Here is a 23173-nt window from a genome sequence, read left to right as displayed (position 1 = left end):
GGGCGGCGGGCGACGTCGTTCTCGAGGGGTCCTCGCATGGCGGTGGCACGGAGGCGGCAGGATGGCCTGGTGCAGGTACGCCCGATCTCCCCCGACAAGCTGGCCGAACTGCTCGCCGACCGCATCACCGCACTGCCCGGCGCCGGCGAGCGGTGGCTGCGGGTCGCGGTGGACGGTGCCGCGGCCGCCCGGCCCGAGGTGCTCGCGGACGCCCTGGTGGAGCCGCTGCGGCTGCGCGGGCGCCCCGCGCTGCGGGTCTCCGCCGCGGACTTCCTGCGCCCGGCGTCGATCCGGCTGGAGTACGGCCACCAGGACGCGGACGCCTTCCACGACCTTTGGCTGGACGACGGCGCCCTGCTGCGCGAGGTGCTCGATCCGCTGGAACCGGGCGGCAGCGGCCGGGTGCTGCCCTCGCTGCGCGACCCGGCCACCGACCGCTCCACCCGGGCCCCCTACACCGAACTCCCGCCCGGCGGGGTCCTGGTGCTGGACGGCGCGCTGCTGCTCGGCCGCTGGCTGCCGCTGGAGCTGACCGTGCACCTCGCGCTCAGCCCGGCCGCGCTGGCCCGCCGCACCCCCGCGGACCAGCAGTGGACGCTGCCCGCCTTCGCCCGCTACGACGCGGAGACCGGACCGGCCGAGGCCGCCGACGTCACCGTCCGGGTGGACGACCCGCGCCACCCCGCCCTGGTCGAGCGGACGTGACGGCCGGGGCCGGGCCGCGCTGGCAGGAGGGGCACCAGAACACCGCACGGTCCAGCGGCGGGTCGCCCTGGCGCCCGGTCCGCACCGCCGTGACGCAGCGCGGGCAGGGCCGGCCCGCCCGGCCGTAGACCCAGTGCCGGTGTCCGGGCCGGGTGTCGCCGGTGGTGATGTGGCCGGAGCGCAGCTTGTTGGCCTCCAGCATCTGCTGGGCGCGCTCCACCAGCCGGTCGGGGTGGGGGAGTTCGCCGACCGCGGTCCACGGGGTCAGACCGGCCACGAAGCACAGTTCGTTGGCGTAGACGTTGCCGATCCCGGCCAGGTTGCGCTGGTCGAGCAGGGCCTCGGCGAGCGGGCGGCCGGGGCGGGCGAGGAGGCGGCGGACGGCCTCGACCGGATCCCAGTCGGGGCCGAGCAGATCGGGGCCGAGGTGGCCGACGGCGCGGTCCTCGTCGACGGTGCGCAGCAGTTCGACGACGGGCAGCCGGTAGCCGACGGCGGTGCCCCGCTCGGTGCCGAGGAGGGCGCGGATCTGCCAGGCGGGGCCGCCGCTCCAGCGTTCGCCCGTGCGGTAGAACTCCCAGCGGCCGTCCATCCGCAGATGGGTGTGCAGGGTGAGGCCGCCCTCCAGGCGGGTGAGCAGGTGCTTGCCGCGTGGGACGACCTCCAGCACCCGGCGGCCGGCGAGCGCGGCGGTGGCGTGCGCGGGCACCCGCAGCTCGGCGGCGGTCAGCAGTTGTCCGGCGAGGGCCTCGTGCAGCCGGGCCGCCACGCGGTAGACGGAGTCACCTTCGGGCATGACTCCATTGTGGTCCGGGTGGCGGCCCGGCGGGACGCCGGCCCCTGCGTCCGGGGGCTACTCGGCCGTGTCAGCCGTGAGGCCTTGGCCCTCGCGGACCACGACCACCGGGCAGGGCGCGTGCTCGGTGAGGTGGCGGCTGACGGAGCCGAGCAGGACGCCGGAGAAGCCGCCGAGGCCCCGGCTGCCGACCACCAGCAGCGCGGCGCCCTTGGCGGCCTGGAGCAGGGCCCCGGCGGCGTTCCCCGGCACCACGTTCTCGCTGATCGGCACGCCCGGCTCGGCGCCGACGGCCTTGGCGACGCTGTCGGCGAGCGTCCTGCCCGCGACGTCCTCCGGGTTGTAGACCTCGGCCGGCGCACTCGTGCCGCCCCAGCCGAAGAAGGCGGGGTACTCCCAGGCGGTGACCGCGTTGACGGCGCCTCCGACGGCCTTCGCGTACTCGACCGCCCAGCGCAGCGCCTGTTCCGAGGCGGGCGAGCCGTCCACACCGACGACGATCCGGGGCTTGGCACTCATGACGTGTCTCCTTCGGTATGCTCCTGCCGGTCCCGATCACCCCCGGGACGGGCCGTATCGGACGTCCGGCCGGTGTCCGCCGCGCGGCCGCATGGCCGACCGGACGCGGCCCCGAGGCCCGCCGTCGACTCAACTGCGGTACGCCGCCCAGGTGTTCGCCATCCGCTCGGCCTGGCCGGAGGTGAACCTGCTCATGCAGGAGTCGTAGCTGTAGTCCATGAAGTTGTGGATCGGGTCGAGGCCGGGGGCCGGGCAGGTGTCGCGGCCCTCGGGGCAGCCGTAGGCGGGGCTGCGCTCCGGCGGGGTGTCGTCCACGTAGTCGCCCGGGGCCAGGCAGCCGCCCTGGAAGGTGTGGAAGAGGCCCAGCCAGTGGCCGATCTCGTGGGTGGCGGTGTTGCCCTCGTTGTAGTGGACGGCGGGGCCGCCGGGCAGCGAGTCGTCGAGGACGACCACGCCGTCGCCGGTGGGGTCGGAGCGGTAGGTGTTCGGGAAAGTCGCCCAGCCGAGCAGGGACTGCCCGAGGTGGGCGGTGTACAGGTTCAGCGTGCCCTGGTCGCCCTTGTGCAGGGCCTTCTTCATGGCCTGCTCGGCGGTGGAGCCGGGGGTCATGCCCCGGTACCAGCCGGCGTCGTCCGTCCAGTCGGTGCCGGCCAGCTCGAACCGGAACCCGGTGGGTGTGTTCGCCTCGCCCTGGCCGCCGTAGGTGGCGTTGAGGTGGTCGATCTGGGCGAGGACCGCCCCCTGGTCGAGCCGGCCGGCGTCCCCGGCGTGGATCACGTGGACGTACACCGGAACGGTGGTCGGGGCGGAGGCCAGCGGGACGTGCGCGGAGCCGAGCGCGGCGAGCCGGCCGGCCAGGTCCGCCTGCATCGCCCGGGCCTCGGCGGCGCTGACGGCGTTCGGGTCCTTCCCGGCCTGGCTGCCCGCCGGCCTCCGGGCGGCGGCGTCGGCGCCGTCGCAGACGGCGGCCGCGGCCGCGGCGTGGTGCGGGGCCGGGGTGGCGAGCTGGCTCAGTCCGGCGGCGGCGACCAGCGCGGCGGCGCAGGGGAACAGGCGGGGGGCACGCGAGCGCACCCGGGCGGTACGGCGCATCAGCGCTCCTGTCAGGCGAGGGAGGTGACGGGGTGTCGCCCGCGCCGGCGGGCCGGCCCCTCGGCGACCGCCCACCGACGACCGGGCGGGCACGGCGGTCGGGTGCGGCGGCCGGGTGCGGCGGGCGGCGGCGCCCGGCGCGGATTCGCCGAGACTACGACGCCGTGAAGTCGATCACCCGTAGGGCGCGCGCGGCGCTCCGGTCGAGTACCACGGCCGACGCACAGCCGGCCGGCGGCCGGCGCGCCCCGAGGAGCCGTCGGCGCAGCCGGCCGGCGGCGGCCCGGTGCCGGGCGAAGGCGTAGCGCGAGACGCCGCGGGCCCGGCGCCGCTGGCCGGCCAGGGCATCGGCCGGGTCGACGTCGAGCAGCAGCAGGTGCACCCGACGGCCCTGCCGGGCGGCGGTGCGGATGAGCCACGCCCGTACGAAGGGGAGGGTGCCGCAGTCGTGCACGGCGAGCGGGCCGCCGTCCAGGACGGCGCGGCGCAGCCGGCGGTAGTGGGCGATCCGGGCGAGCGGGCGGTACAGCACGTACGGGAGGCGGCCGGGCAGCCGGGCCGCGTACTCCTCGCGGACCTGCTGGGAGTCGACCAGCGGGGCACGGACGCTGCGGCGCATCAGGGTGCTCTTGCCGCTGCCGGGCAGGCCCGTGACGACCAGCAGGTCACCGGGCGGGTAGTGCAGGGCGGTCGGGCCCGGGCCGCGCAGCTCGTGCAGGCCCGCCCGGAGGACCCGGCCGTCGGTGGCCCGGGGCGGCGGCACCGACGGCACCGCCGACGCCGCCGCCCGCGCCGTTCGTGTCCCGGCCACCGACCCTCCCCCGCCGTTCTCCTGCTCCCCTGGAGCATGGCGCATTCCCAAGGGCGAGTAAAGGCCCGTGGTCAGGGGCGGGCGGGGGCGGCCGGGACGCCGGTGCTAGCCCAGCTGCGGGGCGACCCGGGCGGCCACCAGCTCCAGGTGGTCCAGGTCGTCCAGGTCGAGTACCTGGAGGTAGACCCGGCGGCTGCCGACCGCCGCGTACCGGCCGATCTTCTCCACGACCTCGTCCGGGGTGCCGGCCAGGCCGTTGGCCTTCAGTTCGTCCACCTCCCGGCCGATCGCGGCGGCCCGGCGGGCCACCTCGGCGTCGTCCCGGCCGACGCAGAGGACCAGGGCGTTGGAGTAGACCAGCTCGTCGGCGGAGCGCCCGGCCCGCTCGACGGCCTCGCGGACCCGGCCGAACTGGGCGGCGGTGTCCGCCACGGAGGCGAACGGCAGGTTGAACTCGTCGGCGAAGCGGGCGGCCAGCGCCGGTGTGCGCTTGGGGCCGTTGCCGCCGACCAGCACCGGGATGCGCTCCTGGGCGGGCTTGGGGAGCGCGGGCGAGTCGGTGAGGGTGTAGTACTCGCCGGCGAAGTCGAAGGTGTCGCCGAGCTTGGTGCGCCACAGCCCGGTGATGATCTCCAGCTGCTCCTCCAGCCGCCCGAACTTCTCCTTGGGGAAGGGGATGCCGTAGGCGGCGTGCTCGGCCTCGTACCAGCCGGCGCCGAGGCCGAACTCGACCCGGCCGCCGCTCATCGCGTCGACCTGGGCGACCTGGATCGCGGTGACGCCGGGCAGCCGGAAGGTGGCGGCGGTCATCAGGGTGCCGAGGCGGATGGTGCTGGTGTCGCGGGCGAGGCCGGCCAGGGTGATCCAGGCGTCGGTGGGACCGGGCAGGCCGTCGACGTCGCCCATCTTCAGGTAGTGGTCGGAGCGGAAGAAGGCGCTGAAGACGCCGAGCTCCTCGGCGGTGCGCGCGACCTTCAGGAGGGTGTCGTAGCTCGCGCCCTGCTGGGGCTCGGTGAAGATGCGGAGATCCATGCGGACCATTGTGGTACGGACCACCGGCGTTCGTGAGCGCAGGGAACGGACCGCGCCACGGAACGTTCCGAGCGTGGCCAAGGTCTCAGCACGGAAGCGTCTCGGGCCGGCTCCCCCGCTCGGCGGCTCGCCTACCGTGGACGGATGTTCGCGACCCCCGACGAATCGTTCCGGCCCTCGCCCGACGGCCCGGCCGGTTGTCCGCTGCCCGGCATCGTGGCCTCCTTCACGCCGCGGCTGGCCGAGTTCGCCTTCGAGCCCGGCTTCGTCGCCGCGGTCGACCAGCACGCGGCGATGCTCCGGGAGCTGCTGTACGCGCAGGGGCCGGAGCTCGCGCCCCGGCCCCTGGACCGTGAGGAACTGGCGGACTACGCGTTGGGCTTCCTGGACGCGCTCGCCGAGATCGGCTGGCGGGAGCCGGTGGGGTACGACTACGCCGTCACCCGGCTGACCGCGATCTGCTGGCTGGTGCGCGAGCAGCGCCTGTTGGAGGCCTGAGCCACCCGGACCGCCGGGCCCGGGCCGTCCGGCCGGACCCGGCCCGCGCCGCCCGGGTTCTAGCTCCGGCCCGGGTCGATGCCCGGGGTCGGCGGGTTGCCCGGGCCCGCCTGGGTGGTCGGCCGGACCGGCTGGTTGCCGAGCGCGTCGGCACGACCGGCCTGGTAGGCGGAGCCGCGCAGCCGGGCGGTCTCCTGCTCGGCGCTGTCCAGCCACCGCTCCCAGCGCTGGCGCATCGGCATGATCAGGCCGCCGCCGACACCGACCACCACCACGCCGGCGATGGTGGCGAGCGCCGCGATCAGCACCGGCCCGGTGATCGCGGTGGCGATCCCGGCCTGGCCGAGCGCCGCGATCACACCGAGGGCCACGATGAACCCCCAGACCACGGTGGAGACGGTGCGGCCGTACGAGGCGCCGGAGAGCGCGTTGCCGACGATGTCACGCACGCCGTTGGCGATGGCCATCGCGACCACCAGGATCGCGACGGCGACGATGGCCCGGGGCAGCCAGGCGACGATGCTGTGGATCATCACGCTGATCGGGTTGGGGCCGAACACGCCGAAGGCCAGCTGCAAGGCCATCAGCAGGATCGCGTAGTAGACGATCTTGCAGATGATGCCGGTCATGTCGTACTTGGAACCGGCCAGGTAGCGAGCCATCCCGGCCCTCTCCGCGACCCGCTCCGAGCCGACGCGGCGCAGCACGCGGTCCAGTACCCGGGCGATCGCCTTCGCCACGAACCAACCGATGACCAGGATCGCCAGGAAGGCGAGGAACTGCGGGATGACCTTGGCGATCTTGGACCAGGCCTGGGTGAAGCCCGACCCGAAGTCGACGGACAGTGCGAGCTGCTGGGCCACGGAGTCCTCCACTCGGTGACGCGGCGCCATCGACGGCGCCTGCTGTCCCCCACCCTTCGTGGATAACAGCACCCCGCCCGGGCTGCGCGCGCCCGGTGTGCGCGATGGTTCCGTCGGGTGAACACTCCCGCCGTCCGCCCGCGTACAGTGGCGGTCCGGAGGAACGGCCACGGGGGCGGGAAGGGGTGCGAAGGTGATCGGAACCGGCGCGGACGGCAGCGGCACGGACACCGGCGGCGCAGGGCGTGGCACCGACGCCGCTCGTGCCGCGGACACCCGCCGTGACCCGGGCACCGGTACGGCCGCGCACCGGGTGCTGCGGTGGTGGGCACGGCCCGCGGAGGTGCGGGCCGCGGTGCTCGTGCTGCACGGCGGCGAGGAGCACAACCTCGCCCGGCCCGGACGCCTCAACCTGCCCCTGCTGCGGATGCACGGCTTCCTGCGCTCGCTCGAACGGGACACCGCGGGCGCCGGGATCGCCCTCGGCACCGTCCGCTACCGCCACCGCGGCTGGAACGGCGAGCGCGCCGACGCCGCCCGGGACGCGCTGGCCGCGCTCGACGAGGCCGCCGCGCTGCTCGGCCCGGTCCCGACCGTCCTGATCGGCCACTCGATGGGCGGCCGCGCCGCCCTGCGGGCCGGCGGCCACCCGTCCGTGACCGGTCTGATCGCCCTCGCCCCGTGGTGCCCCGCCGGGGACCCGTGCGACCACCTGGCCGGCCGCGACGTCCTGCTGCTGCACGGCGACCGGGACACCGTCACCCCGCCCGCCGACACCCGGGCCTTCGCCGCCCGCAGCCGCGCCGCCGGCGCCCGGGTCTGCGGCTACACCGTCACCGGCAGCGGCCACGCCATGCTCCAGCGCATCCCCGACTGGCACCGCGCCACCACCCGTCTCGCCACCGCACTGCTGGGTCTGCGCCCGCTGCCGGCCGAGGCCGCCTCGGCGCTGGCGCTCCCGCCCGCCTCCCGGGAGGCACTGAGCCTGCCGCTGCCCCGGCAGCCGCGGACCGCCCCGATGCTGCCGTCGGACGGCTGAGCGGGGGCCGGTCCGGGGCAACGGCCGTTCGCCGTACGGGGCGCGGCCGTTCGCCGTCCGGGGCGCGTCGGTCCGCCGTCCGGCACAGGCCGCTCACCGCGCGTCCGGCGCCCGGGGCCGGGGGCCGGGGCCGGATCGCACCGGCGCCGGGCGCCGACCGGCTCAGCCCAGCTCGGCCGCCGACTCCACCACCACGCCGTACAGGTCCCCGATCGTGGCCAGGGCGCCGCGGTGGACCTGCTCGGCGGGCAGCTCGGCCCCGCCGGAGGGCAGCGGCCGGGTCGCGGAGGCGTCGGCGACGACGGTGGGGCGGTTGCCGCGCAGGAAGGCGCCGGCGGCGGTGAAGGCGACGCACATGTGGGTCATGAAGCCGGCGATCACCACGTCCTGGTGGCCGGCCGCGTCGACCAGGGCGTCGAGCTCGGTGCCGACGAAGGCGTCCGGGGCCTGCTTGACCACCACCCGCTCGCCCTCCACCGGGGCGACGTCGGGGTGGATCGCGCCGATCTCGGCACGGATGTCGTACGGGGTTCCCTCCCCGCCGTCGTTGACGACGTGGATGACGGTGGCGCCGGCCGCCCGGGCGCGGGCGAGCAGGTCGGCGGCCGCGCCGAGGGCCTGCCGCCAGCCGGTCAGCTCCATCACGCCGCGGGTGTAGGTGTTCTGGTAGTCGATCAGGATCAGCGTGGACGAGCCGAGCACGGCGGGCTTCTCGTCCAGGCCGGTGAGGGCGCGCAGGGTGGTGGTGGGCATGGCTGTACCGCCTTCTGCTGGATCGGGGTTCGGCAGGTCACGCCGGGTGCGGCCTGCCTCCGGAACGCTACGGGCGGCCTCGGCACGGCGGCAATGTCGCCTAACATGCAGATTCCGACATCGAATCGGACATCGGATCGGACGGCGACTCCGACGACGACTCCGACGACGACTCCGAGGGCGACGACTCCGAGGGCGAGTCCGACGGGGAGTCCGACAACGAGACACAGGGGGGCCGGTCCAGTGGATTCCACCGGGAGCAGCACGGCGGCGCAGCTGCTGATCGTCATCGTCCTGTTCGAGGGCGTCGACCTGCTGGACGTCACCGGCCCGCCGGAGGTGTTCTCGCTGGTGCGCCGGGAGACCGACGACGGGAGCGGCTACCGGGTTGTGCTCGCCGCGGCCGGCCCCGGGCCGGTCACCACCGCGGCGGGGGTGCGCATCCTGCCCGACCTCACCTTCGACCAGGCCGCCGAGCGTCCCATCGACACCCTGCTGGTGCCCGGCTCCGTCGAGGTCGACGGCGAGGGCCGGGTGCGGGCGCTCACCGACCCGGCCGTGGTCGAGCGGGTCCGCGCGCTGGCCGCCCGGGCGCGCCGGGTCGCGTCCGTCTGCGTGGGTGCCCACCTGCTGGCCGCGGCCGGGCTGTTGGACGGCAAGCGGGCCACCACCCACTGGTCGACGGCGGGCCAACTCGCCGCCGAGTACCCGGGGATCGAGGTCGACGCCGACCCGATCTTCGTCCGCGACGGCGAGGTGTGGACGGGCGCGGGCATCAGCGCCTGCCTGGACCTCTCGCTCGCCCTGGTCGCCGAGGACTTCGGCGAGGAACTCGCCCTGCGGGTCGCCCGGCAGCTCGTGATGTACCTCAAACGGCCGGGCGGCCAGAGCCAGTTCAGCGTCCCGCTGGAGCCGGTCTCCGCCACCCGGCGGATCGAGGGGCTGCGCCACCACATCCGGCGCAACCTCACCGGCCGGCTCACCGTGCCCGACCTCGCCGCCCACGCGCACGTCAGCGAACGGCAGTTGGTCCGCATCTTCAAGGCCGAGCTGGGCACCACCCCGAGCGCCTACGTCGAGTCGGCCCGGGTCGAACTCGCCCGCCACCGGCTGGAGTCCACCGACGACACCCTCGAACGCATCGCCGCCGCCTGCGGGTTCGGCACCACCGACACCCTGGTGCGGGCCTTCCGCCGCCGGCTGGACACCACGCCGACGGACTACCGGCAGCGCTTCCGCACCGTCACGCCGCCGGCAGCCGCACGGTGAACACCGTCCGACCGGGCCGGCTCGCCACCGTCACGGTGCCGCCGTGCGCCTGAACGACGGCGCGGACGATGGCCAGGCCGAGCCCGGTCGAACCGGTGGCGCGCGAGCGGGCGCGGTCGCCCCGGACGAAGCGCTCGAAGACCCTGTCGAGCACCTCGGGTGCGATCCCCGGCCCGTCGTCCGCCACCTGCAACTCGACCTGACCGGCGGCCGGTCGCAGGCCCAGCTCGACGCCCGTGCCGGGCGGCGTGTGGGTACGGGCGTTGGCCAGCAGGTTGGCCACCACCTGGCTGAGCCGGTGCTCGTCCCCGGTCACCAGCACCGGTTCCTCGGGCAGGGCGAGCCGCCACCGGTGGTCCGGGCCGGCCGCCCGGGCGTCGGCGACGGCGTTGAGCGCGATCCGGGTCAGGTCCACCTCGTCCGCGGCGAGCGGCCGCCCCGCGTCCAGGCGGGCGAGCAGCAGCAGGTCCTCGACGATCGCGCCCATCCGCAGCGCCTCGGCGTCGATCCGCTCCAGCGAGTGCCGCACCGGCCCGGGCACCTCCCCGGGGTGGCGCAGCGCCAGCTCGGCGTGGCCGCGCACCGTCGCCACCGGGGTGCGCAGCTCGTGGCTGGCGTCGGCGGCGAACCCGCGCAGCCGCTCCTCCACGGCGTGCCGGCGGGCCAGCGCGTCGCCGACGTGCCCGAGCATCCGGTTGAGCGCCACTCCGACCCGGCCGACCTCGGTGCGCGGGTCGTCGTCCGGCACCCGCTCGGCGAGCATCACCTCACCGCTGGCGAGCGGTAGGGCGCTCACCCGCTCGGCCATCCGCACCACCCGGCGCAGCGGGCGCAGTGACCAGCCGACCCACACCGCTCCGGCGGCGCCGGCCGCGGCGACGGCCACCGCGAAGACGGTCAGCTCCAGGGCCTCGAGCCGGGCGACCGTGTCCTCGGCCGGGCGCAGCGGCAACCCGCAGACCAGCACGTCGCCGTCCCGCCCGGCCACCGCGCGGACCCGGTAGCGGCCCAGCGCCCCGCCGGGGACGAAGGTGCGGGCGGGGCCGTCGACCGGAAGCGCGGCGAGCGAGCGCTCCTGGTCGGGCGTGAAGGTGACCCGGTCGTCGCCGCTGGGGTCGTCGTCGCCGTCGTCGGCGTCGCCGTCCACCACGCCGGCGGCGGTGACGCGGCCGCCCACCAGTCGCACGCCCAGGGTGCCGGGGGTCTGCGCCCGGGTGTCGGGAGCGGCGCCCGTACCGGCGTGTTCCAGGCTCGCGGCGTAGCGGCCGCCGGACTCGGCGAGTTGCTGGTCCAGCCGGTCGACCAGGAAGTGGCGCAGGGCGGCCGTGGTGGCGAAGCCGACGGCGGCGCAGGTGACCACCAGGAGGACCAGCAGGCCCGCGATCAGACGGGCCCGAAGCGTCCGGGGCAGCAGCGAACGGGCGTACCGCAGAAGGGCGTTCGGCGTGCCGGCCTTCGGCGTGCGGCGCGGCCTCCGGGCCGGGGTCACTGCGCGGCCTTGATCAGGTAACCGGCGCCGCGCACGGTGTGGATCATCGGGCTGCGGCCCGCGTCCAGCTTCTTGCGCAGGTAGCTGATGTACAGCTCCACGATGTGCGCCTGGCCGCCGAAGTCGTACGACCAGACCGCGTCGAGGATCTGCGCCTTGCTGAGCACCTGCCGGGGGTGGCGCATCAGGTGCGCGAGCAGCGCGTACTCGGTCGGGCTGAGCTCGATGCTCTCGCCGCCCCTGGTCACCTCGCGCGCCCGGTCGTCCAGGACCAGGTCGCCGAGCACCAGCGCGTGTTCGGGCACCGGGCGCGGCCCGGCGGGCGGGGCCGCGCGGCGGAGCAGTCCGCGCAGCCGGACCACCACCTCGGCCAGGCTGAACGGCTTGGTCACGTAGTCGTCGCCGCCCGCCGCGATGCCGGCGATCCGCTCCTCCAGGGCGTCCCGGGCGGTGAGGAAGAGGACCCGCACCTCGGGCTGCCCGGCGTGGACGCGGCGCAGCACCTCCAGGCCGTCGAGGTCGGGCAGCATCATGTCGAGCACCACGGCGTGCGGGCGCCAGTCCACCGCCTGGCGCACGGCCTCCAGCCCGCTGGTCGCGCCGCGCGCCTGCCAGCCCTCGTAGCGCACGGCTCCGCAGACCACCTCGACCACGTCCGGTTCGTCGTCGACGACCAGGACGCGCCAGTCCGGGCGGTCGGTGCCGGTGTCGTCCATGGTGCTCCTCGACTCGGTGGCGGCGGCCCGATGGCGGGGCGGCGTTCATTCTGGCCCGCCGCCATGAGAAACCGGTGAGATCCAGGAGCACGGTTCGTACACCTGCCGGCCCGGTCCGACCTGCACGGACCCCCTTCCAGGCCGGCGTACTTCAGAGGGAGCTCAGAGCTTGCGGTGCGATCGTGGAGCGCCTCGGCGGGGCCGCGCCGCCGCCGGGAGTCGAGGAGGATCCGATGACCACTGCCACCGCACCGAAGTCCCTGCCGGGTGCCGCCGGCCCGCGCCACCGGGCGGTGCCGCGCCCGCCGCTCGCCCTGCCGCCCCGGGCGGCGCTCGCCCTGATCGCCGCCGGAACGCTCGGTGTGCTCGGACTGTGGTGGCTGAACACGCCGTCCGTGGTCGGCGCGGCCGGCTGGCTGACCGGTGCCGGGCGGATCACCGGGCTGCTCGCCGGGTACGCGGCGCCGGTGCTGCTCCTGCTGATGGCCCGGCTTCCGCCGGTGGAGCGCGGGGTGGGCGCCGACCGGCTCGCCCGCTGGCACGCCTTCGGCGGGCGGTGGCTGGTGGCCCTGGTCTCGGTGCACGTGCTGACGGTCGTCTGGGGCTACGCGCTCACCGACGGGCGCGGGCTGGTCGGCGAGGGCGTGGAGATCGTCTTCCACTACCCCGAGATGCTGAAGGCGACCTTCGGCACCCTGCTGATGCTCGGCACCGGCGCCGTGTCCGCCCGGGCGGCGCGGCGGCGCCTCTCCTACGAGACCTGGTACTACCTCCACCTGGCCACCTACCTCGCCGTCGCCCTGGCCTTCGCCCACCAGCTGGCCACCGGCGCCGACCTCGGCGGCGGCCCCGGCCAGGCCGCCTGGTACGCCCTGTACTTCGGCACGGCGGCGCTGCTCGGCTGGTTCCGCCTGCTGCGGCCCTGGCTGCTCGACCGGCGGCACGGACTGCGGGTCGCCGAGGTGCGGCCGGAAGGCGCCGGGGTGGTGTCGCTGTTCCTGTCCGGTCGGCGGCTGGACGAACTCCGCGCCGAACCGGGCCAGTTCTTCCGGCTGCAGTTCCAGGCCCCCGGGCTGCGCTGGGCCGCCAACCCGTACTCGCTCTCCGCGCCGCCGCACCCGGAGTTCCTCCGGTTCACGGTCAAGGACCTCGGCGGGCACAGCGCGGCCGTCGCCGGACTGCGCCCGGGCACCCGGGTGCGGGCCGAGGGACCGTACGGGGCGTTCACCGGGCGGCGGCAGCGGCAGCGCAAGGTCCTGCTGCTCGGGGCGGGCGTCGGGATCACCCCGCTCCGGGCGCTGTTCGAGACGCTGCCGGGCCGGGTGACGCTGGTCCAACGGGCCCGGCGCCCCGAGGACGTGCTGTTCCGGGCCGAACTGGCCGAGGTCGCCCGGCGGCGCCGCGCGGCGGTGCACGAGCTGCTCGGCTCGCGGGAGCAGGTCGGGGACCTCGGAACGGCCCTGCGCCGACTCGTCCCGGACCTCGCCGAGCACGACGTGTACCTGTGCGGGCCGGAGCCGCTGGCCGAGGAGGCCGTGCGCGCCCTGCGGGCGGCCGGGGTGCCGGCCGGGCGCATCCACCGCGAGTCCTTCGTCTTCTGAACCCGGCCGGCCGTCCCCTGTCCCCCTTCGTTCCCGAGGAGTTGTCCCGCTCATGCGTCGAGCCGTCGTGACCAGTGCCGCCACCGCTGCCGGGGTGGTGCTGCTGCTCTCCCTCAAACCGCACGAGGCCTCCGGGCCGGCGCCGGTGATCGGCTCCGGATCCGGGTCGTCGGGCACGGTCGGGTCCTCCGGATCCGGTGCCGGTTCCGGCTCCTCCGGCTCCGGGTCCTCCGGTTCCGGTTCCGATTCCGGGTCCGGGTCCGGGTCCGGGTCCGGGTCCGGGTCGGCCGCCGGCGCCTCCGGCCCCTCCGCCTCCCCCGCGCCGGCCGCCTCCGGCGGAGCCACCCGGAAGGTCAGCGGGGACACCGTCAACACCCGCTACGGGCCGGTGCAGGTGCAGATCACCCTCTCCGGGAGCCGGCTCACCGCCGTCGACGTGGTCAAGTACCCCAGCCAGGAGCGCCGGGACCTCGAGATCAACAGCAGCGCCCTGCCCCTCCTCAACCAGGAGGCGATCTCCGCGCAGAGCGCCCAGATCGACGTGGTCAGCGGCGCGACCTACACCAGTGACGGCTACGTCCGCTCGCTGCAGAGCGCCCTCGACCGGGCGAAGGGCTGAGCCCCGTGCTGCGCCACGCCGAGCCCGTGATGGGCACCGTCTTCTCGATCGCCGTCCGCGACCCCGGCCCGGACACACCCGGGGCGCTGCGGCGGATCGTCGAGCGGCTGCACCGGATCGACGCCGTCTTCTCGACCTACCGGGCGGACAGCGACATCAGCCGGCTGGGGCGCGGCGAACTGGCCGTCCAGGACTGCGACCCGGAGGTCCGGACGGTGCTCGCGGCCTGCCGCGAGGTGGCCGCCGAGACCGACGGCTACTTCACCGAGCGGCCCGGCGGACGGCTCGACCCGAGCGGCTGGGTCAAGGGCTGGGCGGTCGCGGAGGCGGCCGCGCTGCTGCACGCCTGCGGCGCCCGGCAGTACTGCGTCAGCGGCGGCGGGGACGTCCAGACCTCCGGCGGCCCCTGGCGGATCGGCATCGCGGACCCCCACCGGTCCGACCGCCTCACGGCCGTCCTGAGCGGCGAGGGCCTCGCGGTGGCCACCTCCGGCACCGCCGAGCGCGGCACCCACATCCTCGACCCGCACACCGGCCGCCCGGCGGACGGCCTCGCCTCCCTCACCCTGGTCGGCGCCCCGGGCACCGGCATCGCCCGCACCGACGCCTGGGCCACCGCCGCCTTCGCGATGGGCCCCGACCGGGCGCTGTCCTGGGCCGCCCGCCGACCGGGCGTCGAGGCGCTCGCCGTGCTGCCGGACGGGACGAAGCGCTGGACACCCGGCCTGCCGGCCCACCTCCCGCCGTCCGGCCCGGCCGACTGGCACCTCGCGGCGCGCTGACCGGCCCGCCCCCGCCACGCCGCCCGATCGGCCGGCGTCACCAGCGGGCGCGCTCCTGCTGCGCCGCGCGCCACGCCTCCCGCGCCACCAGCGGCGCCAGGTACGACCACCGGTGGGAACCGTCCGGACACTCCCCGCCCTCCACCAGCGCCGAGACCACCCGGCGGGTGAACGGCACCCACGCCGCCATGTCGTGCTCGAACGTGCTGTGGCAGGCCTCGCGCCGCCGGTCGATCTCGGCGGCGTCCAGGCGCGCCCGGACGGTGGCGACCAGCGTGTAGCAGGAGGCCCGCTCGCTCCAGCCCAGCCAGCCGATCACCGGCGGCCCGACGTCCTCCGGCAGCAGGCCCAGCTCCTCCTCCAGCGCCCGGTGGACCAGCCCGTGGAAGTCCTCGGCCGCGCCCGGCTCGTCGCGGTACTTCATCGTCTCGTTGATCCCCACCGTCCACTGCGCCGGGAAGGTGTTGACGGCCAGCGAACGGCGGAGCAGCAACAGCCGCCCGGCGCGGTCCCGTACCGCGACGCAGGCGCTCACCATCGTCGGCGGCGCGACGGCGACGAACGCCGTCAGCCCCTGCCCCAGCGCCTCCCGCATCAGTCGGCCGGCCCGCGGGTCCTCCCGCCCCAGCCGGGTGGTGGCCATGCACTCGGCGTAGTCGCTCTCGGTGATGCCCACCTCGCACACCCGCGCCGCGCTGTGCTCACCGTGATCGACCGTCAACCGCGTGATGTAGGCGGTACGCCCCGCCGCCCCGGCCGCACGCTGGCGCGCCACCTCCTCGGCCCAACCCGTGCCGTCCAGCACGTGCGGACGCCGCAGCCGCCCCTCGTAGCGCGTCACCAGCGACCCCGGCGTCAACGGCCGCGCCGCCGACCAGGTGATCAGCGGCACCAACCCGTCCGCGCCCACGTCGTGCGCCCGCGCCCCCGCCGACAGGTGCGCCCGCCGCACCCGCGCCAGGGGAAGCCGCGACCCGCCGAACTTCACGAAGTCGTAGACCAGGTTGGTCACCACCCCGAGCAGCAGCGCCCCGCCGATCCCCAGCAGCCACCCCACCTGTGCCCCCCACGCTCGTGCCCGACGGGATCATTGTGGCGTTCCGGCCCGGCGGCGCGAACCCCTTTCGCCCCGTCACGGGGGGCGGCCGCCGGCAGCGGGGCCGACTCCGCGTCAACCGGCGCGGTCCACCTCACGGGTGACATGCACCCGGTCGCCACCCGGCGCGGGCTGGGCGGGTCGCGCACGCAGCGACGGCGATGCCGCGGCGGCCCGCCGGGCGTCCCCATAATCGCGTGGTGATCACCTCCTACGACGAAGCGATCGACCGTCTGCGTACCCGGCCGGGACTCTCCGTCAGCCGTCGGCCCCTGGTCGTGCTTCCCCTGCTGCGGGCGGGCTGCCTGTCGACGGTGCTGAGCGTCGAGGCCGCCGACGCGGACTGGGCGGGCGAGTTCGGTGTCGAGTTCCACTCCCTGGAGGCGGCCACCCGGGTCCGCGGCCACCTGGGCCTCCGTCCGGGGATCGACGAACTGCTGCGCCGCCTCCCCGAGCGCACCGGCCGGGCGTGGCACGGGCGCGAGTTCGGCCTCCACTCCTACCTGGCGTTGCACGCGCCCTGGCAGGCGGCCCTGGCGGAGCTCGGCGCCCGGGTCGTGCCGCCGCACCCCACCCCGGCCCTGCCGGTGCTGAACGACAAGGTCGCCCAGCGCGAGTGGTTCCGGTCCATCGGGGTGGCGACGCCGCCCGACACCGTGGTCGGAGAGCTCGACCACCGGGCGCTGGGCCGGCGGTTCGGCGAGGTGTACGTCGTGCAGGCCCCGCAGGGCTCCAGCGGGCAGGGCACGTACCTGGTGCGCGGCGAGGAGGACCTGCGCCGCCTCGCCCCGGCCGAGCGGTGGCTGGTGAGCCGCTACACCGAGGGCACCGCGATCAACGTGCACGGGCTGGTGTCGGTGGACGGTGCGGTCTCGGTGCTGCGCACCTCCGTCCAGCTCACCCGGGTCGACGGCCTCGGCACACCGTTCGGCGCCTACGCCGGCTGCGACTTCGAGGCGCCCGCCGCGCTGCCCCCGCGGGCACTGGAGCGGGCCGATGCGACGGTGGCCCGGATCGGCGCGGAGCTCGCCGGGCTCGGCTACCGGGGGCTGTTCGGCGCGGACTTCGTCCTCGACGAGGACCGCAACCCCCTGCTCCTGGAGCTCAACTGCCGGATGCAGGGCTCGACATGGCTCCTGGGCGAGCTGGAGCTGGCGGAGCGGGCGGTGCCCGCCGCCCTCCGGCACGTGCTGGAACGGTACGGCCACGCCACCCGCTCCCCCGCCCGGTTGGACCCGGTCGGCGGCACCCAGCTGCTGGTCCCGCACACCGGCCCCACCGCCCGGCTCACGACCGCTCCGGTCGGCGGGCTGCACCGGCTCAAGGACGGCGGGCTGCACCGCTGCGGCGACGGCCTCGGCCTGCTGGAGTGCGGGCCGGACGACTGCGTGCTGCTCCAACTGCCCGGCGCCGGCACGGTGGTCCACACCGGTGCACCGCTCGGCCGGATCGTCACCCGCTACTCGCTGACCACGGCCGACGGCACGACGCTGAACGCCGTGGGCCGCCGGCTGGTGGACGCGCTGCGCGCCCGGTTCGCCTTCGAGCCGTGCTGACGCCGGCGGCGCCCGCCCCGCTGTACCTGCGCGCCGCCGTACCGGCCGACCTCGACCGGCTGGCGGCGCTGCGGGCGGACGCGGCGGCCTGGATCGGCCGCGAGCACGGCTCGACGCAGTGGTCGACGCCCCTGAACGCCGAGAACGCCCTCGCCTCGATCGAGCGCCGGGCCACCGTGGTGGCGATGCTGGCGCCCGAGGGGCCGCCCATCGCCACCCTGACGGTCCGGCCGACCGGGAGCAGCAGGCTCTGGACGGCGGAGGAACTGGCCCGACCCGCCCACTACGTCAGCCGCTTCACGGTCGACCGCCGCCACGCCGGCCGGGGCATCGGAGCGCGCCTCACCGACTGGGCCCGGTGGCGGGCGGCGAGGGCGGGCGCCGAGCTGGTCCGCGCCAACGCCTGGAGCGACAACACCGCCCTGCACGCCTACTACCGGGCGAACGGCTGGCGGCTGGTGCGGATCGTCGAAGGCGTGCGGTCGGGCGCGCTGCTCGAGGTGCCGGTGCGCCGCACGCCGGCCGCGGAGGTCCACGAGCTCGGCACCGCACCGCTGCGGCTCGGCTGACGGCGGGCTCGCGGCCCGGTCGTCAGCGGCCCGGGGCGCTGACGACCGGGCCGGGGGCACGTCAGGGCAGGGCCACTCGGACGGTCGCGGCCCAGATGCTGTCGGTGGACGCCGTGGGAGCGACGGCGCTGCCCCAGGCCAGCACCAGGCGGGTGGGCGACAGCGCGGAGAGGCCGAAGGTGTCCCCGGGCCACACGGTGCCGGTGCCGAAGTCCCGCGAGACCTGGACCGGGGCGGACAGCCAGCCCCTGGTCGTCGAGAAGGTCCGGAGGTACTGGGCGTAACCGCGCGGGTCGCTGCTGGACAGCCAGCCCACGTAGGCGGTTCCGGGCGGGCCGGCGACCACCTGCATGATGTGGGGGACGTCCAGCGTGTCCGCGGGCACCCGGACCGGTGCGGACCAGGTCGAGCCGTGGTCACGCGAGTACGCCAGCCAGCCGGTGTCGCTGTCCGGGCCCTGGGTGTCCCAGGTCGCGTACAGCGTGCCGTCCGGGCCGAGCGCCTCGCTGCCGTCGATCCACCACTCGCTGTTGTTCATCGTCCCGGCGTCGGCGCCGATCCGGACCGGCGGCGACCAGCTCGCCCCGCCGTCGGTGGAGCGGGTGGCGTAGGTGTGGGCGACGGTCAGGTCGTCGGTCGGGATGTCGGTGACGACGTAGCCCTGGTAGAGCACGTCGAGCGAGCCGTCCGGCTCGACCACGACCGGTGCGCTGTCGGCCCCGCTGTTCGGGTAGCCGGGGCTGATGTGCGTCATCGGGCTCCACGTCCGGCCGCCGTCGGTGGACTTCTGCAGGACGGCGTTGACGTCGCCGGTGGCGAAGGCGCAACTGCCGCTCGGCGAGCAGACGAAGGTCACGGCGGCCGCGCTCGGCCCGTAGTCCCAGGTGAGGTAGAGCGTGCCGTCCGGCCCGGCGGCGATGAAGTCCCGGTCGCCCCAGTTGCTCGCGTCCGGAGGGGTGATCGCACCGGCGGTCCTGAAGGTGGCGCCGTGGTCGGTGCTGACGTCGACCACGGGATAGGTGAGACCGGAGCGCGCGACCATGAACGCGACGTAGACGGTGCCGTCCGGCGCCACGGTGATCGCCGGGTCCCAGCTCCGGCCGCCCTTCTGGCCGACGCTGCCCGGCAGGGTGACCGGTGCGCCGAACGTCGCCCCGCCGTCCGCCGAGCCCGCGAAACCGATGCCCCTGCAGCCGATCCAGGCGTCGTACACGGCGTTCGCGGCCGGATCCACGGCCTGGATGGTCTCGGCGTTCTGCCCCGCGCACGGCGCCGAGAGGTTCGCCGGGGTGCCGATCGTGTACGTGGCGGTCGCCGGCGAGCCGAACTGATCATTCGTCATGGCGGCTCTCGGGGCGTGGCTCCGCCCGGGATCCGGTGCGGCCGGCGCCGGCCCCGCCGCGACGGCGAGGAGGGTGAACCCGGCGCAGAGGCCGGACATCAGGGACCGGAACGGCGTGGTGCGTCGTGGGCCTGCGGGCACGGCTGGCCTCCTGCGGGTGGAAGCGGGTCGAGGGTGGTGGGCCGTCAGCACCGGCGGGCGGCGCGTCCGGCCCCGGACGGGATTCCCCCGCACGCCGCCTCCGAAGCCCCGCGGGGGAACGGCAGGAGCGGTGCGCGCGAACGGTTCCGCCCCGCGGCGAACTGCCGTAGCGTGGCCGGGTGGACATCGACGCGTCAGCCTCCCGCCCCGGTTCACGCTCCGCCCGGCACGACGTCGTGATCGTCGGCGGCGGGCACAACGGACTGGTCGCGGCGGCCTACCTGGCGCGCGCCGGACGGCGGGTGCTGGTGCTCGAGCGGCTGCCCGAGGTGGGCGGGGCGGCGGTCTCCACCCAGGCCTTCCCGGGGGTGGACGCCCGGCTGTCCCGCTACTCCTACCTGGTCAGCCTGCTGCCGCGGAAGGTGATCCGGGAACTCGGGCTCCGGCTGGAGCTGCGACGGCGCCCCATCGCCTCGTACACCCCCGCCGTCCGCGACGGGAAGCCGACCGGCCTCCTGGTGGACGCCGGGAACCCCGACCGCACCCGCGAGTCGTTCCGGGCGCTGACCGGCGCCGACCGCGAGTGGCAGGCCTGGCGGCGCTTCTACGGGATGACCGGGCACGTCGCCGAGCGGGTGTTCCCGACGCTCACCGAGCCGCTGCCCACGCGCGCCGAGCTGCGCCGGCGGATCGGCGACGAGACCGCCTGGACGGACCTGTTCGAGCGGCCGCTCGGCGAGACGGTCGAGCGGACCTTCACCGACGACCTGGTGCGCGGCGTGGTCCTGACGGACGCGCTGATCGGCACCTTCACCCACGCCCACGACCCCTCGCTCCTGCAGAACCGCTGCTTCCTCTACCACGTGATCGGCAACGGCACCGGCGACTGGGACGTCCCGGTCGGCGGGATGGGCGCCGTCACGGCCGAACTGGCCCGGGCCGCACGGGCGGCCGGCGCGGAGATCCGGACCGGCTGCGAGGTCACCGCGATCGCCACCGACGGCCGCGGCGACGCCGAGGTGTCCTACCGGCACCGGGACGGCGAGGCCGTCGCGGCGGCGCGCCGGGTGCTGGTGAACGCCGCACCGGCCACCCTCGCCCGGCTGCTGGGCGAGGACCCGGGGCCCGCGCCGGAGGGCTCCCAGCTGAAGGTCAACATGGTGCTCCGTCGCCTGCCACGCCTGCGGGACACCGCCGCCGACCCGCGCGAGGCCTTCGCCGGCACCTTCCACATCGCCGAGGGCTACCGCCAGCTGGAGGCGGCCCATGCGGAGGCCCGGGCCGGCCGGATCCCCTCCGCGCCGCCCTCCGAGATCTACTGCCACACCCTCACCGACCCCACGATCCTGGGCCCGGAGGCCGCCCGCCAGGGCCTCCAGACGCTCACCCTGTTCGGTCTGCACATGCCGGCCCGCTTGTTCGAGGACCCGGCGGCCAAGGAACGCGCCCTGGCCGCCTGCCTGGCCCAGCTGGACGCGGTCCTGGCCGAACCGCTCGCCGACTGCCTGGCCACGGACGCCGACGGGCGGCCCTGCATCGAGGCCAGGACGCCGCCGGAGCTGGAACGCGAGATCGGCCTGCCGGGCGGCCACATCTTCCACCGCGACCTCGCCTTCCCGTTCGCGGCCGACCCCGGCGCGGTCGGTGGGTGGTCCGGCAGCCTCGACGGGCAGGCCGGCCTCTTCGCCGCCCCGGCGGGCGCCGGCGCCGCCGCCCGGTGGGGCGTCGCGACGGCCCACCCCAACGTCATGCTGTGCGGCGCGGGAGCCGTCCGGGGCGGCGGGGTCAGCGGCATCCCCGGACACAACGCGGCTCGGGCCGTCCTGGAGGAGGACGGAGGGTGACGGGTCGCACCAGCAGGTGACGGACAGCGACCACCCGAGGGTCGGGCCACCCAGGACAAGCGGCCCGGTTACCGCTTCGCTCCCGTGGCAGGTCACTCCCGGTAGCGATTTACTGAGAGTGAGCAAGGCAGGAGGGAGGCCCTCCGATGGAATGTCCACACCCACCCGGGTTCCACGCCGAGGTCCGGGAACGCTACGTCGCCGCCGTGGCGGAGGTGACCCGCCTGCTGCGGGCCGTTCCCGAGGACCGCTGGACGGCACCCACACCGTGCCCCGACTGGGACGTCCGCGCCCTGGTGAACCATCTCGCCGCACAGCACCTCTGGGTGTGCCAGGCGGTCGCCGGCTACACCCCCGCGGAGATCGGCCACCGCTTCGAGGGCGACGTGCTCGGGCGCAACCCCCTCGGCGTGTGGGCCATGGCCGCCGACACCGCCGTCCGCGCCCTCCACCGCCCCGGCGTCCCCGACGCCCTGGTGCACCTCCCGTACGGGCTGCGCGACGTCGGCGGATACGCCCGCGAACTCACCGCCGAAACCGTCGTGCACGCCTGGGACCTCGCCCGGGCCCTGGGGGAGAACGGCCGCATGCCGCCGGGCGCCGCCCGCTACGCCCTCGCGGAGTTCATCGGCTACCGCAACCTCGCCGGCACCGGCCTGTTCGGCCCGCCGCTCACCCCGGACCCCGGGGCCGACACCCAGGACCAGCTCCTGGCCCTCACCGGCCGCGATCCCCACTGGTCCGCCGAACGCATCTGAGCCGGACGGCGCCGCCGGGTCCGCCGGGGCCGGCGGCCGCGCTGCGGCCAAGGGACGGCATGGTCGGGCAGCGCCGCGGCCCGGTGCGCCCGCCGGCTCCGCCGACCGAGTCCGAGATGTGACGTGACCCTGTCTAGTTCGTTCGCGTCCCGTGTGGTGGGATGTGTGGCCACGGGGTGACGAACGTTTGCTGGGGGTCAGAGGTGCGAAGTGGACGGCTGCTGGGCCTGGACGGGGACGCGGCGCGACTGGTCGCCGTGGGGTTGGTCCGGCTCGGGGCAGCAGAACGGCTGGGTGCCGCCGGTGGGGCACCCGCCTGGGTGAGCGGGCTGCGAGCGGCCTCGTTCGCGGACGCGTGGCTCTCCTTCGGCGACGCCCCGGCACCCGGGCTCCGGGTGCCCGCACCCGCCGTCCTGCACGCCGTCGCCGCGCAGGCCGCCGAGCTGGTCCTGCGCTCCTGCGGCGACGACGGCCCGACGGCACTGGGGTGGCTTGGGCAGCGGTCCGCCGAGGCCCGCGAGCAGGCCCGCCGGGAGGACGTGACGCACCCGGCCGAACCGTGTGCACTCACCCTGGTCTGGCACGGGGTCCAGGCGCTGGCCACCGGGGACGGCCCGGCCCACCGCAGGCACCTCCAGGCCCGCGCCTCGGCCTACGTGCGGGACCGGTACCGCCGCCAGGACACCCTGGCACTGGTCCTGTGTTGTGCCACGATCGCCGCGGCCGCGCTGGTCGACCTGAGCGACGCCGACCCGCAGCGCGTGGACGGCTGGCTGGAACAGGACGCCGCGCGCGCCATGCCGCGCGTCGGCCCCGCCCCGCTGTGGGTGCCGAGCCGCCTGCCGCAGCCCGCCGGCTGACGCCGCCCCGGCACCGGGCGTCCGCCGCCCGACCCGACCCGGTCCCATTCCGTCCCGTTCCACTCGATTCCGTTGCGTTCCGTTCCGGAAATGCGAGAAGGCCCTGCCCGGGAACCCGGGCAGGGCCTTCTCAGAAGAATTGTTCGGCGGCGTCCTACTCTCCCACAGGGTCCCCCCTGCAGTACCATCGGCGCTGTGAGGCTTAGCTTCCGGGTTCGGAATGTAACCGGGCGTTTCCCTCACGCTATGACCACCGAAACACTATGAAACTTTTCGACCCGCCGACAGGGCGGTCGTTGTTTCAGAACAACACAGTGGACGCGAGCAACTGAGGACAAGCCCTCGGCCTATTAGTACCGGTCAACTCCACCCCTCACAGGGCTTCCATATCCGGCCTATCAACCCAGTCGTCTACTGGGAGCC

23 protein-coding genes and 2 rRNA genes are annotated in these 23173 nt (G+C 75.6%); 12 read left to right on the top strand and 13 right to left on the bottom strand.

Features of this window, described 5'->3' with window-relative positions; genetic code table 11:
- Positions 1-69: 69 nt before the first annotated feature.
- On the top strand, positions 70-705 hold the full coding sequence (locus ACGF07_RS18685) for a uridine kinase (RefSeq protein WP_392899986.1): 636 nt from the start codon (positions 70-72) through the stop codon (positions 703-705).
- Here ACGF07_RS18685 and ACGF07_RS18680 read toward each other — a convergent pair.
- The 5 genes from ACGF07_RS18680 to ACGF07_RS18660 all read right to left on the bottom strand — a co-directional run bounded on the left by ACGF07_RS18680 (position 653) and on the right by ACGF07_RS18660 (position 4955).
- On the bottom strand, positions 653-1501 hold the full coding sequence (locus ACGF07_RS18680; RefSeq protein WP_392899983.1) for a DNA-formamidopyrimidine glycosylase family protein: 849 nt from the start codon (positions 1499-1501) through the stop codon (positions 653-655). The two genes, ACGF07_RS18685 and ACGF07_RS18680, sit on opposite strands and share 53 nt — an antisense overlap.
- A 57-nt stretch (positions 1502-1558) precedes the next feature.
- The gene (locus ACGF07_RS18675; RefSeq protein ID WP_392899980.1) at positions 1559-2020 is read right to left on the bottom strand and encodes a universal stress protein; all 462 of its coding nucleotides are present in this window, start codon (positions 2018-2020) and stop codon (positions 1559-1561) included.
- Between the two features lie 129 nt (positions 2021-2149).
- Entirely contained in the window at positions 2150-3112 is a 963-nt protein-coding gene (locus tag ACGF07_RS18670; RefSeq protein WP_392899977.1) for a zinc metalloprotease, read from the bottom strand.
- Between the two features lie 154 nt (positions 3113-3266).
- Entirely contained in the window at positions 3267-3968 is a 702-nt protein-coding gene (locus ACGF07_RS18665) for an AAA family ATPase (protein WP_392899975.1), read from the bottom strand.
- A 60-nt stretch (positions 3969-4028) separates the two neighbouring features.
- Positions 4029-4955, bottom strand: a complete 927-nt coding sequence (locus ACGF07_RS18660; protein WP_392899972.1) for an LLM class F420-dependent oxidoreductase — start codon at positions 4953-4955, stop codon at positions 4029-4031.
- 144 nt (positions 4956-5099) lie between these two features.
- Here ACGF07_RS18660 and ACGF07_RS18655 point away from each other — a divergent pair, with 144 nt between their 5' ends.
- Entirely contained in the window at positions 5100-5453 is a 354-nt protein-coding gene (locus tag ACGF07_RS18655; RefSeq protein ID WP_392899970.1) for a DUF6401 family natural product biosynthesis protein, read from the top strand.
- Positions 5454-5512: 59 nt separating this feature from the next.
- On the opposite strand, the gene ACGF07_RS18650 is transcribed toward ACGF07_RS18655, so the two are convergent.
- Positions 5513-6316, bottom strand: a complete 804-nt coding sequence (locus ACGF07_RS18650) for a hypothetical protein (protein ID WP_350739663.1) — start codon at positions 6314-6316, stop codon at positions 5513-5515.
- Positions 6317-6509: 193 nt separating this feature from the next.
- Here ACGF07_RS18650 and ACGF07_RS18645 point away from each other — a divergent pair, with 193 nt between their 5' ends.
- Positions 6510-7355, top strand: a complete 846-nt coding sequence (locus ACGF07_RS18645; protein ID WP_392899967.1) for an alpha/beta hydrolase — start codon at positions 6510-6512, stop codon at positions 7353-7355.
- 162 nt (positions 7356-7517) lie between these two features.
- Here the strand turns inward: ACGF07_RS18645 and ACGF07_RS18640 are convergent, their stop codons facing one another.
- The gene (locus tag ACGF07_RS18640) at positions 7518-8108 is read right to left on the bottom strand and encodes an isochorismatase family protein (protein WP_392899964.1); all 591 of its coding nucleotides are present in this window, start codon (positions 8106-8108) and stop codon (positions 7518-7520) included.
- A 243-nt stretch (positions 8109-8351) separates the two neighbouring features.
- On the opposite strand from ACGF07_RS18640, the gene ACGF07_RS18635 reads away from it, so the two are divergent.
- Positions 8352-9377 carry a GlxA family transcriptional regulator gene (locus ACGF07_RS18635; RefSeq protein ID WP_392899961.1) on the top strand — a complete coding sequence of 342 codons (1026 nt, stop codon included), beginning with the start codon at positions 8352-8354 and terminating at the stop codon, positions 9375-9377.
- Here the strand turns inward: ACGF07_RS18635 and ACGF07_RS18630 are convergent.
- Both ACGF07_RS18630 and ACGF07_RS18625 read right to left on the bottom strand, forming a co-directional pair.
- The gene (locus ACGF07_RS18630) at positions 9352-10809 is read right to left on the bottom strand and encodes a sensor histidine kinase (protein WP_392900319.1); all 1458 of its coding nucleotides are present in this window, start codon (positions 10807-10809) and stop codon (positions 9352-9354) included. The genes ACGF07_RS18635 and ACGF07_RS18630 overlap by 26 nt on opposite strands.
- Positions 10810-10862: 53 nt before the next feature.
- Positions 10863-11582: a response regulator transcription factor gene (locus ACGF07_RS18625; RefSeq protein ID WP_350739651.1), complete on the bottom strand. Its 720-nt coding sequence runs from the start codon at positions 11580-11582 to the stop codon at positions 10863-10865.
- Positions 11583-11815: 233 nt separating this feature from the next.
- On the opposite strand from ACGF07_RS18625, the gene ACGF07_RS18620 reads away from it, so the two are divergent.
- The 3 genes from ACGF07_RS18620 to ACGF07_RS18610 are packed head-to-tail and all read left to right on the top strand — an operon-like array spanning position 11816 to position 14584.
- Positions 11816-13183 (top strand): ferric reductase-like transmembrane domain-containing protein, encoded by a 1368-nt coding sequence (locus ACGF07_RS18620; protein WP_392899958.1) that lies wholly within the window; start codon positions 11816-11818, stop codon positions 13181-13183.
- A 52-nt stretch (positions 13184-13235) separates the two neighbouring features.
- Positions 13236-13802, top strand: a complete 567-nt coding sequence (locus tag ACGF07_RS18615) for an FMN-binding protein (protein WP_392899955.1) — start codon at positions 13236-13238, stop codon at positions 13800-13802.
- Between the two features lie 29 nt (positions 13803-13831).
- Positions 13832-14584, top strand: a complete 753-nt coding sequence (locus tag ACGF07_RS18610) for an FAD:protein FMN transferase (protein ID WP_392900316.1) — start codon at positions 13832-13834, stop codon at positions 14582-14584.
- Between the two features lie 37 nt (positions 14585-14621).
- On the opposite strand, the gene ACGF07_RS18605 is transcribed toward ACGF07_RS18610, so the two are convergent.
- Positions 14622-15641 carry a hypothetical protein gene (locus tag ACGF07_RS18605; RefSeq protein WP_392899952.1) on the bottom strand — a complete coding sequence of 340 codons (1020 nt, stop codon included), beginning with the start codon at positions 15639-15641 and terminating at the stop codon, positions 14622-14624.
- Positions 15642-15880: 239 nt separating this feature from the next.
- Between ACGF07_RS18605 and ACGF07_RS18600 the strand changes: the two genes are divergently transcribed.
- Both ACGF07_RS18600 and ACGF07_RS18595 read left to right on the top strand, forming a co-directional pair.
- Positions 15881-17236: an ATP-grasp domain-containing protein gene (locus ACGF07_RS18600; protein WP_392899950.1), complete on the top strand. Its 1356-nt coding sequence runs from the start codon at positions 15881-15883 to the stop codon at positions 17234-17236.
- Positions 17230-17805: a GNAT family N-acetyltransferase gene (locus ACGF07_RS18595; RefSeq protein ID WP_392899947.1), complete on the top strand. Its 576-nt coding sequence runs from the start codon at positions 17230-17232 to the stop codon at positions 17803-17805. The genes ACGF07_RS18600 and ACGF07_RS18595 overlap by 7 nt, the downstream gene beginning before the upstream one ends.
- Positions 17806-17866: 61 nt before the next feature.
- Here ACGF07_RS18595 and ACGF07_RS18590 read toward each other — a convergent pair whose 3' ends face one another.
- Positions 17867-19147, bottom strand: a complete 1281-nt coding sequence (locus tag ACGF07_RS18590) for a hypothetical protein (RefSeq protein WP_392899945.1) — start codon at positions 19145-19147, stop codon at positions 17867-17869.
- A 320-nt stretch (positions 19148-19467) separates the two neighbouring features.
- On the opposite strand from ACGF07_RS18590, the gene ACGF07_RS18585 reads away from it, so the two are divergent.
- The 3 genes from ACGF07_RS18585 to ACGF07_RS18575 all read left to right on the top strand — a co-directional run bounded on the left by ACGF07_RS18585 (position 19468) and on the right by ACGF07_RS18575 (position 22750).
- Positions 19468-21132 (top strand): phytoene desaturase family protein, encoded by a 1665-nt coding sequence (locus tag ACGF07_RS18585; RefSeq protein WP_392899942.1) that lies wholly within the window; start codon positions 19468-19470, stop codon positions 21130-21132.
- Between the two features lie 146 nt (positions 21133-21278).
- Entirely contained in the window at positions 21279-21890 is a 612-nt protein-coding gene (locus ACGF07_RS18580; protein ID WP_350749506.1) for a TIGR03086 family metal-binding protein, read from the top strand.
- Between the two features lie 203 nt (positions 21891-22093).
- Positions 22094-22750, top strand: coding sequence for a hypothetical protein (locus ACGF07_RS18575; RefSeq protein WP_350749509.1), 657 nt, complete (start codon positions 22094-22096; stop codon positions 22748-22750).
- A 141-nt stretch (positions 22751-22891) separates the two neighbouring features.
- Here the strand turns inward: ACGF07_RS18575 and rrf are convergent.
- Positions 22892-23008: ribosomal RNA gene (gene rrf, locus ACGF07_RS18570) — 5S ribosomal RNA — on the bottom strand.
- Positions 23009-23080: 72 nt separating this feature from the next.
- Positions 23081-23173, bottom strand: a 23S ribosomal RNA gene (locus tag ACGF07_RS18565); the annotation flags it as partial.

It is taken from the genome of Kitasatospora sp. NPDC048194, from assembly GCF_043202455.1.
In the GTDB taxonomy this organism is placed as follows: domain Bacteria; phylum Actinomycetota; class Actinomycetes; order Streptomycetales; family Streptomycetaceae; genus Kitasatospora.
The sequence above is the reverse complement of the archived record's forward strand: the minus strand, read 5'-3'. Positions and strand labels throughout refer to the sequence as shown.

What these genes read in the sequence shown, in the direction of transcription:
- ACGF07_RS18680 (WP_392899983.1), bottom strand. Translation starts at nt 1,501, where the DNA reads ATGCCCGAAGGTGACTCCGTCTACCGCGTGGCGGCCCGGCTGCACGAG.
- ACGF07_RS18675 (WP_392899980.1), bottom strand. Translation starts at nt 2,020, where the DNA reads ATGAGTGCCAAGCCCCGGATCGTCGTCGGTGTGGACGGCTCGCCCGCC.
- ACGF07_RS18670 (WP_392899977.1), bottom strand. Translation starts at nt 3,112, where the DNA reads ATGCGCCGTACCGCCCGGGTGCGCTCGCGTGCCCCCCGCCTGTTCCCC.
- ACGF07_RS18665 (WP_392899975.1), bottom strand. Translation starts at nt 3,968, where the DNA reads ATGCGCCATGCTCCAGGGGAGCAGGAGAACGGCGGGGGAGGGTCGGTG.
- ACGF07_RS18660 (WP_392899972.1), bottom strand. Translation starts at nt 4,955, where the DNA reads ATGGATCTCCGCATCTTCACCGAGCCCCAGCAGGGCGCGAGCTACGAC.
- ACGF07_RS18655 (WP_392899970.1), top strand. Translation starts at nt 5,100, where the DNA reads ATGTTCGCGACCCCCGACGAATCGTTCCGGCCCTCGCCCGACGGCCCG.
- ACGF07_RS18640 (WP_392899964.1), bottom strand. Translation starts at nt 8,108, where the DNA reads ATGCCCACCACCACCCTGCGCGCCCTCACCGGCCTGGACGAGAAGCCC.
- ACGF07_RS18625 (WP_350739651.1), bottom strand. Translation starts at nt 11,582, where the DNA reads ATGGACGACACCGGCACCGACCGCCCGGACTGGCGCGTCCTGGTCGTC.
- ACGF07_RS18620 (WP_392899958.1), top strand. Translation starts at nt 11,816, where the DNA reads ATGACCACTGCCACCGCACCGAAGTCCCTGCCGGGTGCCGCCGGCCCG.
- ACGF07_RS18615 (WP_392899955.1), top strand. Translation starts at nt 13,236, where the DNA reads ATGCGTCGAGCCGTCGTGACCAGTGCCGCCACCGCTGCCGGGGTGGTG.
- ACGF07_RS18610 (WP_392900316.1), top strand. Translation starts at nt 13,832, where the DNA reads ATGGGCACCGTCTTCTCGATCGCCGTCCGCGACCCCGGCCCGGACACA.
- ACGF07_RS18590 (WP_392899945.1), bottom strand. Translation starts at nt 19,147, where the DNA reads ATGACGAATGATCAGTTCGGCTCGCCGGCGACCGCCACGTACACGATC.
- ACGF07_RS18580 (WP_350749506.1), top strand. Translation starts at nt 21,279, where the DNA reads ATGGAATGTCCACACCCACCCGGGTTCCACGCCGAGGTCCGGGAACGC.